This window comes from Amycolatopsis sp. WQ 127309 (assembly GCF_023023025.1).
Taxonomy (GTDB): Bacteria; Actinomycetota; Actinomycetes; order Mycobacteriales; family Pseudonocardiaceae; genus Amycolatopsis.
In genome coordinates, this window is the sequence record NZ_CP095481.1 from 250,168 (window position 1) to 263,397 (window position 13,230).

Annotated in this window: 11 protein-coding genes; 5 read left to right on the forward strand and 6 right to left on the reverse strand. The window is 70.3% G+C overall.

Features of this window, described 5'->3' with window-relative positions:
* Positions 1-43: 43 nt before the first annotated feature.
* The 3 genes from eccCa (at position 44) to MUY22_RS01110 (ending at position 6,224) form a co-directional block, all read left to right on the forward strand.
* Entirely contained in the window at positions 44-4,024 is a 3,981-nt protein-coding gene (eccCa, locus tag MUY22_RS01100; protein WP_247056035.1) for a type VII secretion protein EccCa, read from the forward strand.
* A 119-nt stretch (positions 4,025-4,143) separates the two neighbouring features.
* Positions 4,144-5,058 (forward strand): VOC family protein, encoded by a 915-nt coding sequence (locus MUY22_RS01105; RefSeq protein WP_247056037.1) that lies wholly within the window; start codon positions 4,144-4,146, stop codon positions 5,056-5,058.
* The gene (locus MUY22_RS01110) at positions 5,055-6,224 is read left to right on the forward strand and encodes an NADH:flavin oxidoreductase (protein WP_247056039.1); all 1,170 of its coding nucleotides are present in this window, start codon (positions 5,055-5,057) and stop codon (positions 6,222-6,224) included. The genes MUY22_RS01105 and MUY22_RS01110 overlap by 4 nt, the downstream gene beginning before the upstream one ends.
* 11 nt (positions 6,225-6,235) lie before the next feature.
* Here the strand turns inward: MUY22_RS01110 and MUY22_RS01115 are convergent, their stop codons facing one another.
* Both MUY22_RS01115 and MUY22_RS01120 read right to left on the reverse strand, forming a co-directional pair.
* The gene (locus tag MUY22_RS01115; protein ID WP_247056041.1) at positions 6,236-6,595 is read right to left on the reverse strand and encodes an antibiotic biosynthesis monooxygenase; all 360 of its coding nucleotides are present in this window, start codon (positions 6,593-6,595) and stop codon (positions 6,236-6,238) included.
* 52 nt (positions 6,596-6,647) lie between these two features.
* Entirely contained in the window at positions 6,648-7,481 is an 834-nt protein-coding gene (locus MUY22_RS01120; protein ID WP_247056043.1) for a fumarylacetoacetate hydrolase family protein, read from the reverse strand.
* A gap of 140 nt (positions 7,482-7,621) precedes the next feature.
* Between MUY22_RS01120 and MUY22_RS01125 the strand changes: the two genes are divergently transcribed.
* Positions 7,622-8,560 carry a LysR family transcriptional regulator gene (locus tag MUY22_RS01125; RefSeq protein ID WP_247056044.1) on the forward strand — a complete coding sequence of 313 codons (939 nt, stop codon included), beginning with the start codon at positions 7,622-7,624 and terminating at the stop codon, positions 8,558-8,560.
* A 17-nt stretch (positions 8,561-8,577) separates the two neighbouring features.
* Here the strand turns inward: MUY22_RS01125 and MUY22_RS01130 are convergent, their stop codons facing one another.
* The 3 genes from MUY22_RS01130 to MUY22_RS01140 all read right to left on the reverse strand — a co-directional run bounded on the left by MUY22_RS01130 (position 8,578) and on the right by MUY22_RS01140 (position 10,866).
* A complete protein-coding gene (locus MUY22_RS01130; protein ID WP_247056046.1) occupies positions 8,578-9,042 on the reverse strand; it encodes a threonyl-tRNA synthetase editing domain-containing protein in 465 nt (154 codons plus the stop codon).
* Positions 9,043-9,397: 355 nt separating this feature from the next.
* Positions 9,398-10,477, reverse strand: coding sequence for a transglycosylase SLT domain-containing protein (locus MUY22_RS01135; RefSeq protein WP_247056048.1), 1,080 nt, complete (start codon positions 10,475-10,477; stop codon positions 9,398-9,400).
* Entirely contained in the window at positions 10,474-10,866 is a 393-nt protein-coding gene (locus MUY22_RS01140; protein ID WP_247056050.1) for a hypothetical protein, read from the reverse strand. The genes MUY22_RS01135 and MUY22_RS01140 overlap by 4 nt, the downstream gene beginning before the upstream one ends.
* A 308-nt stretch (positions 10,867-11,174) precedes the next feature.
* On the opposite strand from MUY22_RS01140, the gene MUY22_RS01145 reads away from it, so the two are divergent.
* On the forward strand, positions 11,175-12,110 hold the full coding sequence (locus MUY22_RS01145) for an ABC transporter substrate-binding protein (protein ID WP_371827645.1): 936 nt from the start codon (positions 11,175-11,177) through the stop codon (positions 12,108-12,110).
* Between the two features lie 9 nt (positions 12,111-12,119).
* On the opposite strand, the gene MUY22_RS01150 is transcribed toward MUY22_RS01145, so the two are convergent.
* On the reverse strand, positions 12,120-13,112 hold the full coding sequence (locus MUY22_RS01150; RefSeq protein ID WP_247056055.1) for an ROK family protein: 993 nt from the start codon (positions 13,110-13,112) through the stop codon (positions 12,120-12,122).
* Positions 13,113-13,230 lie beyond the last annotated feature (118 nt).

A 13,230-nucleotide genomic window follows, 5' to 3' on the forward strand; every position in this document is an offset into this window, starting at 1 on the left:
GACCGCCAAATAGGGGAAGTTCACTCACCGAGTGGAGAGCTGCATGACAACCACACTGTTCGCGAGGCGGGCCCGGCGGCCGAAACCACCGTCCACCGGGGCCGAGATCGAGCTGCAAGCGCCACCGAGCGTGCCCGAAGACGCCGGCGGCGGAGTCAGCTCGGTGCTGATGTACGCCCCGATGGGTCTCGGCTCACTGGCCATGGTGATGATGTTCGTCCGGCCGGGTTCGGGGATCTTCGCCTACCTCGGCGGCGGCCTGATGGTGCTGTCGACGATCGGCATGCTGGTCACCCAGCTGCTGCGCAGTTCGGTCACCCACAAGCAAAAGCTCAACGGCCACCGGCGCGACTACGTCCGTTACCTCGCCCAGCTGCGCGGCCGCGTCCGCAAGGCACTGGGCGACCAGCAGCGGGCGTCGCGCTGGATCCACCCCGATCCACACGCCCTGTGGTCGATGGCCCTCGGCTACCGGCTCTGGGAACGCCGTCCCGCGCACGACGACTTCGCGGAGATCCGCATCGGCCTCGGCACCCAGCGCTCTTCGCTCACGCTCGCACCGCCGGACAGCAAGCCGATCGAAGACCTCGAACCGCTCACCGCGCATGCTCTGCGCCGGTTCATGCGCGCCTACTCGACCCTGCCGGATTCGCCCATCGCGGTCTACCTCCGCGGTTTCGGGCAGATCCAGTTCAGCGGGGACGACGCGGCGGTACTGGACGTGCTGCGGGCGATGCTCGGCCAGCTCGTGGCCGCGCACGCGCCGGCCGACGTCCGGATCGCCCTGTGCGCCGCCGACGAGCGGCTGGAGCGGTGGGACTGGCTGAAGTGGCTGCCGCACAACCAGGACCAGGACAGCCACGACGCCGCCGGCGCCCGGCGGCTGGTCACCACGGACCTGGCCGAGGTCGAGGTGCTGCTCGGCGGGCCCGCGTTCAGCGGGCGCCCGCGGTTCGAGGCGGACACCCCGATCACCGCGTCGGAACCGCTGGTGGTGCTCGTGGTCGACGGCGTCACCGTGCCGTCGGACCACCGGATCGCCGACGAGGGGTACCGCAACGCCGTGGTGCTGGACGTCGGCGGCGCGCTGCCCTGGCAGCAACGTCCCGACGTGCTCTTCCTCGAGGTCGACGCGGACGAGATCCGGACGGTGTCGTTCGACCGCGTCGGCAAGCCCCAATCCGCTCCGCTGTGCCGGCCCGACCGGCTCAGCGCGATCTCCGCCAACGCCCTGGCCCGGACCATGGCCCGGTTTCGCATCGGCGAGGCCACCGACGAGGACGACGAGCCGCTGGCCGTCGACTACGACCTCGCCGCGTTGCTCGGCCTCGGTGACGTCGCCACGTTCGACCCGGTGAAGTACCGCCGCGAGCGGATGAGCAGCAAGCGGCGGCTGCGCGTGCCGATCGGCATCGCCGGCGGCGGCGGCCCGCTGGAGCTGGACATCAAGGAAGCCGCCGAGGACGGGATGGGCCCGCACGGGCTGTGCGTCGGCGCGACCGGGTCCGGCAAGAGCGAACTGCTGCGCACGCTGGTCCTGGCGATGGCCACCACGCATTCGTCGGAGGACCTCAACTTCGTCCTGGTCGACTTCAAGGGCGGCGCGGCCTTCCTCGGGTTCGACCAGCTACCGCACACCTCGGCGGTGATCACCAACCTGGTCGACGAGATCGAGCTGGTCGACCGGATGCAGGACGCGCTGACCGGTGAGATGAACCGCCGTCAGGAACACCTGCGCGCCGCGGGCAACTACGCGTCCCGGCGCGACTACGAGGCGGCCAGGGCCCAGGGCGTGTCCTTGGAGCCGATGCCCGCGCTGTTCATCGTGGTCGACGAGTTCAGCGAGATGCTCACCAGCAAGCCCGAGTTCATCGACGTCTTCGCCATGATCGGCCGGCTGGGCCGCAGCCTCGGGGTGCACCTGCTGCTCGCGTCGCAACGGCTCGACGAGGGCCGGATCCACAAGGTCGAGACGCACCTGTCGTACCGGATCGGCCTGCGGACCTTCTCCGCGATGGAGAGCCGCAGCGTGATCGGCGTGCCCGACGCCTACGAGCTGCCGAACAGCCCGGGCAACGGCTACCTGCGCCCGGACACCCAGACCCTGGTCCGGTTCAAGGGCGCCTACTCGTCCGCGCCCTACCGGGTCAAACGACGCCGCGTCGACGCCGCGGCCGTCGAGCAGAACGTGGTGCCGTTCGGCACCCGCTACGTCGAACCTCCCACCGCGCCGGAGCCGGCCCCCGAAGAGAGCACGGAGCAGGAGGATTCGCTGGAAACGATGCTGGACGTGCTGCTCGAACGGCTCAAAGGCGTAGGCCCCCGGGCCCACCAGGTCTGGCTGCCGCCGTTGAAGCGCGCGGCGACGCTCGACCAGCTGCTCCCGCCGCTGGTGGACCACCCCGATCTCGGCAGCCGCCCGATCGGCGACCTGCAGACCGCGAACCTGAACGTCCCGGTCGGCCTGATCGACCTGCCCGCCCAGCAGCGCCGTGAGCTGCTGACCGCCAACCTGGCCGGCAGCAAGGGGAACGTGGCCGTCGTCGGCGGCCCGCAAAGCGGCAAGAGCACGCTGCTGCGCACCCTGATCTGCTCACTGGCGCTGACCCACACCGCGGCCGAGGTCCAGTTCTACTGCCTCGACTTCGGCGGCACCTTGACAGCGCTGGCGGGGCTGCCGCACGTCGGCAGCGTGGCGAACCGCCTCGACCGCGACCGGGTCACCCGGACCGTACTCGAGGTGACGAACCTGATGGCCCGGCGGGAGGCGATCTTCGCCGAGCACAACATCGACTCGATGACCAGTTACCGGCGCGCCCGCCAAGCCGGGCGGTACCGCGACATCGACCCGTACGGTGACGTGTTCCTGGTGGTCGACGGGTGGTACACCATCCGGCAGGACTTCGACGAGATCGAAGAGCGCTTCAGCGAGCTGGCGGCTCGCGGCCTCAGTTTCGGCATCCACCTGGTCGTCGGGACCAACCGCTGGTCGGAGATGCGGCCCTGGCTGCGCGACGTGATGGGGACCCGGTTCGAGCTGAAGCTCGGCGATCCGGTCGACTCCGAGGTCAACAGCCGGTTCGCCGCGACCGTCCCGGCCATCCCGGGCCGCGGCATCACCCCGGACCGGCTGCACTTCCTGGCCGCCCTGCCGCGGATCGACGGCCTCTCCCGGACCGACGACCTGGCCGAAGCCACCGTGGAGCTGGCCGAGGCCGTGACCACGCCACGAGCACCGAAGGCGCCCAAGGTCCGGCTCCTGCCGAGCAAGCTGAGCGTCACCGAGCTGCCCGCGCCCACCTCGCCACGGCCGTCCGCGGAGATGCGGATGGCGCTCGGCCTCGAGGACGTCCAGCTCGGCCCGGAGTGGCACGACTTCGACGCCAGCCCGCACCTGCTCGTCTACGGCGACGCGGAGACCGGGAAAACGAACCTGCTCAAGCACATCGCCCGCACGGTGGTGGCTCACCACTCGCCGGACGAAGCCCGGGTGATGTTCGGCGACTTCCGCCGCGAGCTGCGCGACTGCATCCCGGAGGCGAACCAGCTGGAGTACGCCGTCGGTGCCGAAGCGCTCACGAAGTCCATCGCCGGGGCGGCGTCGCTGCTCGAAAAGCGGATCCCCGGCCCGGAGATCAGCCCGAGCAGGCTGCCCCTGCGGGACTGGTGGAAGGGGGGCAGGCTCTACATCATCATCGACGACTTCGAGCTCGCGGAGTCGGCCGGCAGTTCGGGCCCGCTCCAGCCGCTGCTGCCGGTGCTGGCGCAGGGTGCCGACGTCGGCGTGCACATCATCATCGCGCGCAGCACCGCGGGCGCCAGCCGGTCGATGTCGAACCCGGCGATCCGGCGGATGTGGGAGCTCGGCACACCCGCGTTGCTGCTTTCCTGCCCGAAGACGGAGGGCAGTTTCCTGGGCAACCTGAAGCCGCGGGTGCTCCCGCCGGGCCGGGCGCAGTTCGTCAACCGCAGGCGGGCCGTCCGCCTCGTGCAGACACCACTCGTGGAGGAGCCGGCGAACTGAACCTCGGTGGGGGAGGCCACGCCGGAGTCCTCCCCCACCGCGGCGATGACAGCACTTGGCTGTCACAGGCCTCCCGACCGGTGTTGGACGTGCTCAGGCCGCGAAGGTCGAATGGGGGCATGGTGAATCAGGACGGTGCCGCGGCACCGGCGGTCCGTGTGTCCAAGCTGGGCTACGTCGGGTTCGTCACCCCCGACCTCGACCGGCTGGTCGAGTACTACACACAGGTGCTCGGCTTCAGCCTGGTGGACTTCTCGCCGCAGGGCGCGTTCGTCACCACGGGGACCGACCACCACTGCGTCGTGCTCACCCCGGGCGAGGCACACGCCCGCAGCGTCGTCGGCTACGAGGTCTTCGAGGACCTCGCGGACGCGCAGCGCCGCCTGAGCGACCTCGGCTACCCGGTGCAGCGGCGGACCGACATCGGCCCGGGCACCCCGGACGTGCTGGTGCTGACCGAACCGGAGACCGGCGTCGAACTGCACCTGATGACGTCGCAGGACCCGAGCGGGGCAGAGGGCACCGCGCCGCTGCGGCCGACGAAGCTGGGCCACGTCGCCGCGTTCACCCCGGACCTGGCACCGACGCAGGCGTTCTACCAGGACGTGCTGGGGTTCAAGTGGTCCGACACCGTGGGCGACTTCTTCGTCTTCCTGCGCTGCAACGCCGATCACCACGCGGCGAACTTCATGGCCAGCCGCAAGCGGACCGGGATGCACCACGTGGCCTACGAGATGCGGGACCCGAACCACCTCATCACCGTTCTCGACCACCTGGCGAAGCACGGCTACCGGCTGCACTGGGGTCCCGGCCGGCACGGCCCGGGGCACAACCTGTTCACCTACCACAAGGACCCCGACGGCAACACGATCGAGCTGTTCACGCAGATCGACCAGGTCGTCGACGAGGCGAAGGGGTACTGGGAACCGCGCCCCTGGCACGAGACCTACCCGATGGGCCCCCGAACCTGGGAAGTCGACATAGCGACGGTGAACCAGTGGGGCATCGTCAACGAACAGGAACTCGACCATTGACCGCGGCACCCGCCACGACGTTCGCGGCGTTGTTCGAGCCGCTGCCGGTGGGGCGCCGGCTGCTGCGCAACCGGCTCGTGCAGGCGCCGATGTCCGTCTGCTACGGCGATTCCGGCGGTTTTGTCACCCGTGAGCAGATCGAACACTACGGACGGCGGGCCCAGGGCGGCGCGGGACTGGTCGTGACCGAGAACTTCGCGGTCAGCACGGCCGGACGGCAGCTGCCGCGCCAGACGTCGGTCTTCGGCGAGGAACACCTGCCCGGGCTGCGGGCGCTGGCGGGTGAGATCACCCGGCACGGCGCGCTGGCGATGGTCCAGCTCGTGCACGCCGGGCGGTACGCCGGCCCGTGGGAGCGCTACGAGCAGGACCGGCGCCTGGCGCCGTCGGCGGTGCCCTTCGAGCTGACCCCGGGCCGGACGGTCCGGCCGCAGGAGATGACCCCGGACGAGATCACCGCCGTGATCATCGAGTTCGGGGAGGCCGCCGCGCTGTGCGAGCGGGCCGGGTTCGACGGCGTGGACCTGCACGCGGCCCAGGGTTTCCTGATCGCGTCGTTCCTTTCGCCGCGGATGAACCGGCGGACCGACGCGTGGGGCGGCGGCTTCGCGGGCCGGACCCGGTTCCTGCTCGAGGTCGTGCGCGAAGCGCGGCGGCGCACCGGCCCGGACTTCCTGATCGGCGTCCACCTGCTGAGCGACGAGCTGCTGCCGGGTGGCTGGTCCCTGGCCGACGCCGTCCGCCTCGCGCCCCTGCTCACCGCCGAAGGTGCGCAAATCCTCTTCCCCGTCACCGCGACGTTCGAGTCGCTGCGAGCGGAAGCCAACCGTGGCTTGAACGGCCGCCGCGGTTTCGGGGTCACCGGCGCCGCGGCGATAAGCCGGGTCGCCGACGTCCCGGTGGTGGCGATCGGCGGCCTGGGTGATCCGCTGGACGCCTGTGCCGTCCTCGAACGCGGTGACGCGGACGCCGTCGGCCTGGCGCGGTCGTTGTTCGCGGATCCGGACTGGCCGGCGAAGGTCGCCGCCGGGACCCCGGAGGCCATCCGGGGCTGTCCGTGCGACCCCGCCCAGTGCGTGCGGACCCAGCTCACCGGCGCGACGTGCGGGCACTGGCCGGCGACCACGCGAGAGCGCGGCTTCCTCGGCTACGAACCGGTGAGCTGACCGCGCACCGGTCAGGCCGCCGACGTGGTGACCGACGCGATCCAATGGCCATCGGCCGTCGATCGGTCGGCTTCACCCGAATACACGTTGACACAGGTTTCGAAGATCGCGGGATGCCCCTTCACTCCGGGAATCCGGTATTCGCCGGGCGGAAAGGCATCGTGCGAACTGTGCCAGGCCTCAGCGCTGGTCCACCGCGCGATGTTGACGAAACTGAAGGATTCGTTGCCCATGCCCGTGTTTCGGTGCAGGTGGGTCTCGAGCAGTCCCTTGCCGTCGGCGAAGTGCGCGGCCGTCTTCCGCCACTGCTCGAGGAATTCGGTTTCCCGCTCCCGCGGCACGATGAAGACGTTGATCAGCGTGGCACCCACAGTTCTCCCTTGGTCGTGCTGGACCCGCGCCCCGGCGGGAAGGTCGTTGCGGTCATTCGCCCGGGCCGGTAGCTGCTTCGACCGGGTTGCGAAGGACGCCGAGGTCGCCGATGGTGACCTCCACCAGGTCACCCGGGTGCAGAAAGCGTTGCCGGGGTTGCCCCACACCGGCCGGGGTACCCGTGGCGATCAGGTCGCCCGGTTGCAGGGTCACCAGCGCACTGGCCGCGGCGATCAGCTCCGGCACCCGGATGAGCATCTCCGCGGTACTGCTGTCCTGCTCGACCCGGCCGTTCACCGCGAGGCGGATCGGCAGCGCGTGCGGGTCCGGGACGAACCAGTGCGGCACCACACCCGGGCCGGTGGGGCAGAACGTGTCCCGGCCCTTGGACGCCAGCCAGTCCCACTCGAACGGTTCGGCGAACGCGTCGGCCCGGTGATGCGGGCCGCGCGCGGAAACGTCGTTGACGATCGTGTAACCGGCGACGTGCGCGAGCGCCTCGTCCACCGGGATGTCGCGGCCGCCCGCGCCGATGACCACCCCGAGCTCGGCTTCCCAATCCACCTGTGCGGCCGGGCCGGGAGAGATCCGGATCGCCGCCCCCGGCCCGATCACGGTCGTCGTCGGCGGTTTGAGGAAGAAGAACGGCGTCACGGCGACATCGGTACGCCCGGTCATCTCGGCCAGGTGGTCGCGGTAGTTCGAGCCAGAACACAGGACGGTACGCGGATAGCGCAGCGGTGCGAGGACTTCGGCCCCGTCAATCACCTGTGCCGTGCGGGGATCGTAGCCGCGGAGCGCCGGACCTGCTTCCGCCCAGTCCTGCAGCAGCTCGAAAACTCCCTTGTACGGCAACGGCAACGCATATATCCGGTCGCCGGCCATCGCCGCGCAGGAGGTCTCCCCCGCCGACGCGATGGTCACCAGGGACCACAGGAGTACCGTCATGATCTCATTCGACCGGGTGAAGTACCGGTTCGTCCAACACCTTGAAGCGGCCTCTGACAGCAAGCTACTGTCAACCGGTGACCGACCTCGACCTACGGCTGGTGCGCTACGCCGTGGCGCTGGCGGAAGAATTGCATTTCGGACGCGCGGCGGGGCGCCTGCACATCGCGCAGCAAACGCTCTCCGCACAGATCGGCCAGCTGGAAAACCGCTTGGGTGTGGCCTTGTTCGTCCGCGACCGGCGGCACGTGGAACTGACCGAGGCGGGCGCGGTGTTCGTCGAAGGCGGGCGGCGGCTGCTCACCGAAGCCCAGGACCTGGTCGCCGCACTCGACCGGACCACACCGCCCCTGCGCGTCGACGTGATCACCGAAGGCCTGGTGACCAACGTCGTCGCCCGCCTGCTGCGTGAGCGGCTGCCCGGGCTTTCGCTGGAAGTGCTGCAGGGCCACGGACTCGCCGCCACGCTCACCGGCCTGGTGCAGGCCCGCATCGATCTGGCGTTCGGCCGCGTCCACTGGCCGGGTGCCACACTGCCGAAGACGGTCCGCCACGAACTCGTGCGGCTGGAACCGATGGGTGTCGTCCTGCCCGCCGCCCACCCGCTCACCGCCGGGACCGAGGTGCGGATGAGCGACCTCGCGAGCCACCCGCTCCTGCTGCACACCGCGGAGGAAGCCCGGGAGTGGCAAGACTGGAACGAGCGGCTCGCGGCGGAGTTCCGCCTCGATCTCGCCCGGCGCCTGCACGGTCACGGCCGCAGCGCCGCGAACGCGGCCGTGCTGGCCTACGACATGCCGGCGCTGGCACCGCTGGAAGCACCGGTTCCCGACGGCGTGGTGGTACGGCCGGTCGTGGACCCGGTACCGGTCTACCCGTTTTCGGTCGTGTGGCGCTCGGACCGGGCCAACGGCGCTCCCGCGCGAGCGGTCCGGGCGATCCGGGAGATCGCGCACGAACTCGGCTGGCTGGCGCCGCCGGCACGACCCTGGTGGCTGCCGGCCGACGACCGCTGAGCGGCCCGCGGGTGGCCTCAGCAGACCAGCTGGTCCTGCTCGGCCGGCCGCGACGCGTACGGGCTGACGTGGATCGCGCGCTCGGCCCACTCGTGCGGGCTGACCTCCAGCTGCCAGTGCTTGCGCCAGCCGAAGGGCAGCTCCACCACATCCCATTCGGGACTCTCGTCGAGACGCTCGGCCAGCCGGTGCACGAGGCTCTGAGTGGTCGCCGGGTCGGCCAGATCGGCGGCGAGGTGTGCGAAGGCGTTGACGACGACCTTCTTCGCGCGGGTGCTGCGTGCGATGCGCCGCAAGCCCCTCGCCGCCTGGCTTACGGTGGTCGGCCGATCGCCGGGCTGCACCGTCACCAGTGCGTAGAGGCACTCCCCGAGCGCGACGGGTGTCCCGATGTCTCCGTCGGGCAGCAACGCGGCGGATGGCGTGGTGGGGGTGGTCGGCGTGTAGGTGAAGGTCGTGCAGTGCAAGGTGAGGATCTGCATCGGAGTTCTTTCGTCCGCTGGGGCGCCGTTGCTCTGGAGGTTCGCGTCCGTCGTTCCCGAGTTCGTGGATAACCCTGGAATCGACATCGATCAGCCAGAACGTTCAGGGTGCCGGGCGGTACGGGTGAGGACGACGCGACGGTCGGACGACCGGAACGGTGACGGGAACACGGGGTACCTCCGCGGAGTCGAGGACGCGGGTGGTGGGCGCACGCCGGGTGCGGCCGGCCGGATCAACCCACGAATCGCACGTTAGCCTGCCGCGGCCACGTTCCCGAGATACGTTCCACCCCACGGAACGACAACTCGGCGGTAACGCGCGCGACCGCCCGGGAGGTCCACTCTCCGCGGTCGCTCAGTAACCGCGGTAGGCACCGCCGTGGGCCATCGCCTGGATCCCCGGGACGTTCCCCACCGAGCCGTACCGGTCGATCGAGTACTGCACCCCGGCGATGATGTTGTCGACCGGGTTGTAGATGTTGTCGTGCCCGGGCAGCTTGTGCGCGTTGAACGTCGAGTCGATGCACTGCATGAGCCCCTTGGACGGGTGCCCGGCGGCCGCGTTGGAATCCCAGTTGTTGATGGCGTTCGGGTTCCCGCCGGACTCGTGCTGGATGATCGCCCAGATGTTGGGGATGTCGGCGTCGGTGACGGGGACGCCGGCGGCCTGGAGCGCCTTGATCGCTTCCTTGATCCACTCGTCGACGTTCCCCGGCGGCGCGGTGGCGGGCGGCCCCCCGCTCGTGACCACCGGCGCGCCCGGGGCGGCCGCCCCGCCGCCGGACTGACGACGCGCCGCCGGCTGCGGTGCCTGGCGCGACGGCACCGCGGAATACGCGCCACCGGTGTCCTGGTTCATCAGCTCCCGGGTGCGGCCGATCATGTCGTCGGCCTTCGACATCAGCGCATCGACGTCCGAGCCGGCCGCTCGCGCGGACGCCGAAGTGCGCTCGGCGGCCTCGGCGAGGATGGCCTCCGGCGGCTTTTCCGGCGGCACCGCCCCGAGTACCTGCCGGTTCACCGCATCCTGCCGGGCGACCGCCTTGGCCGCGGCGGCTGCGGCATCGGAGTTGATCCGCTGGATCTCCCGTTTCGCGCCTTCGACCCGGTCGCCGACGGAGGTGCGCACGCCGGTCAGCTGCTCACCCAGCGAGGAAAGCTCGTCGGCCACCGAACCCAGGCGGTCACCCAGCTTCTGTCCCGCGGTGCCCAGTTCGCCGACGTAGCCGAAGAATTCGTCCGCGGTGTGCCCGGTCCAGGCCCCGTCACGCAGGCCTTCGGTGGCCGAATCCAGTTCCGCGGTGTGGTCGCCGACCTGTCCGGCGGCGGTCCGGAACGTCCGGGCGGTGTCCTCGATGAGGTCGGGGCGCAGATCGTCCAGCCGTCCGGCTTTTTCCGCGACGGCGGCCCATTCCGGCGGCATCGGCGCGGTCATCGGACGTCATCCAGCCAGGCGTTGCCCCGCTCGGTCGCGTCCGGTTCCGTGGGGGCACTCACCGGCGGCACGCCGGCCGGCTCGATCTTCCCGGCCGCATGGTGGACGGTGTGCGCGTTGTCCGCGTCCAGTTCCTCGACGCCGCCGGCCACCTGGTGCAGGGCCGCCGCCGACTGGTCGAGGTGCGTCATCGCGTGCTCGAACTCACCGTGCACCTGGGCGTGGAAGCCGGTCAGGGCCTGGTGGGCGGCGCCGTCGGAATCGACCGACCCGAAGGGGGTGGCCGCGCCCTTGCCGTCGCCGAGGAGAGCGCGAGCCTGGTCGAACTGCTCTCGTAGGGCACTCAATCGCTTGCCCGCGGCCTGCATCGCCCCAACGTCATAGTGCACCACGGCCGTCGCCTCCGAGATTCGATTCCGTGAATCGAGCATGCCGGACGACTCCAAGTCCGGCTCTGTGTCTCCTTCCCCGTGACACCAAGAGGGGGGGAAACCCCCGTGGACTGGGCTTTCACCGTCCACGAGGGATAGCCCTCCGATCAGCAGCGAGCAGCGTGTTCACCCTTCTGGCGGTGTGGGCCGCGCCGATGCTGAATTCGGCTCGTGCCTGGCACGAGAACGCGCCAGGCCGGGGAGCGGACATGATCGATTTATTCAGCAAACACCGGAACGGCTATGCCGTGGCCGTGCTCGCACTCATGCTGCCGGTGATCGCCGGATGCGGTCATTCCAGCGGTTCTTCTGTCGCGGCCGAGGGGAAACCCGAGAAGACCGTCGTCCGGGTGTCCGTCCTACCGACGATCGATCTCGTTCCGCTGTGGCTGGCCCAGCAGGACGGCTACTTCCGGGACGAAGGCATCACCGTCGAATCCGTGGTCATGCCGGACGGGCAGCCGCCGCTCGACCGGATGGTCGGCGGGGACATCGACATCGCCTTTTCCAGCTATGTCCCGTTCTTCACCGCCGTGAGCGCGCACCGCGCGGACCTCAAGGTGGTCGCCGGTGGTTCGTACTCCCGGCCGGGCAGCAGCGTCATCGCGACGGTGCCCGACTCACCTGTGAAGACGATCGGCGATCTGGCCGGGAAACGCATCGCGATCGTCGGGACCGACACCGCGTCGCAGCTGCTCATCCGATCGGTGATGAACGACCACGGTGTCGCCGAAGGACGGGTCACCTGGGTGGAGATGCCGTTGGCCGCCACGGCAGCGGCGTTGCGCGACGGCCAGGTCGACGCGGCCTACCTGCCGGAACCGTTCCTCACCCAGGCCGCGGTTACCGCCGGGGCTTACCGGCTGGCCGACACTTCCAGCGGCTCGACTCAAGACTTTCCCTTGACCGGGTACGCCGCGACCGCCGAGTGGGTGGGCAAGTACCCGAAGACCCTGGCCGCTTTCCAGCGGGCGCTGCAGCGGGCCGTCCACGACTCGGCCGATCGCGGCCGGGTCGAGCCGTTGCTGTCCCGGGACCTCAAGGTGGACGCGGGCACGGCGGCACTGCTGACCCTCCCCAGTTTCGAGGCCAAGTTGGACAGCAGGCGGCTGCAACGGGTTCCGGACCTGCTCCGGACGATGCTCGTGACGCCCACCGCGGTCGACGCTCGCCGGTTGACCGTTCCGCAGCCGTCGGAATGACACTGTTCTTCATTGCTCCAGCAACGAAAGGACCGGCAGCGTGGCGGCGCCCAGTACCGCGGCGCCGGGCCGGCCGAGCACCAGCGTGGTGCCCCGCACCGTGTATCCGTCCGCCGCCCGTTCGATCTCGTGGAGGTAGCGGTCTCCCAGCGCCATCCCCGCCCAGCCGCCGAGCACGATCCGGTCGGGGCGGAACAAGGTGGCGAGACTGCCGATGCCGGCGCCGAGGCAGGCCACGGTCTCCCGCATCAGCTCCGCGGCCGGCGCCGACCACGTCGCGGCGGCGAGCAACCCGGACAGCCGGCTTCGCTCGTTGTGTCCGTGCAACGGCTCCACGCCGTCCAGTTCGCCGTACTGATCGAGAATCCCGTCCGCCCCGAAGTACGCCTCGACGCAACCTTTCGCGCCGCAACGACACGTCCGTCCGTTGTGGACGAACGTCGTGCGCCCCCAGTCGCCGGCCAGGTCGACGGTACCGTCGACCACCAAGGCGAGCTGCACACCGGACTCGATCACCACGACGACCGCCCGCCGCACTCCGCGGGCCGGTCCGCGCCAGCTCTCGGCCCGGCCCAGGTTTTCCACGCGGTCGCCGACGGACACCGGGATCCCGCCGATCCTGCGCTCCAGCAACGTGCCCAGATCTGCATCCGCCTCGCCCGACTCCGGCCGCGCGGATATCCCGACCCCCACGCCGATGACGTCGACCTGGCGGTTTTCGGCGATCCGCAGCACATCCCGCGTCACCGCGGCGACCTTGTCCGCGGTGTCGCGGGGATCCAGGAAGGCGCCCGCCACCCGCCGGTTCGACTTGGCGAGCTGCCGGAGATTCAGATCGAACAGGCCCACCCGGATCTCCGTACCGCACACGTCGACGCCGACGACCCAGCCGTAACCCGGATTCACTTCGAGCATGATCCGCGGGCGTCCGACGCTCGCGCGGGCCTTACCCGCCGGCCGGACCAGTCGTTCAGGTAGGGAATCGGCGATCACCCGGGTCACGGCCGCGCTACTCAGACCAGTCGCCGCACTCAGCTCGACCCGGCTCAGCGGACCCTCGTGGTACAGCTTGGACAGGATCCAGGACCGGTTGTCCCGCCGGATCTTCTGCCCGGCTCCG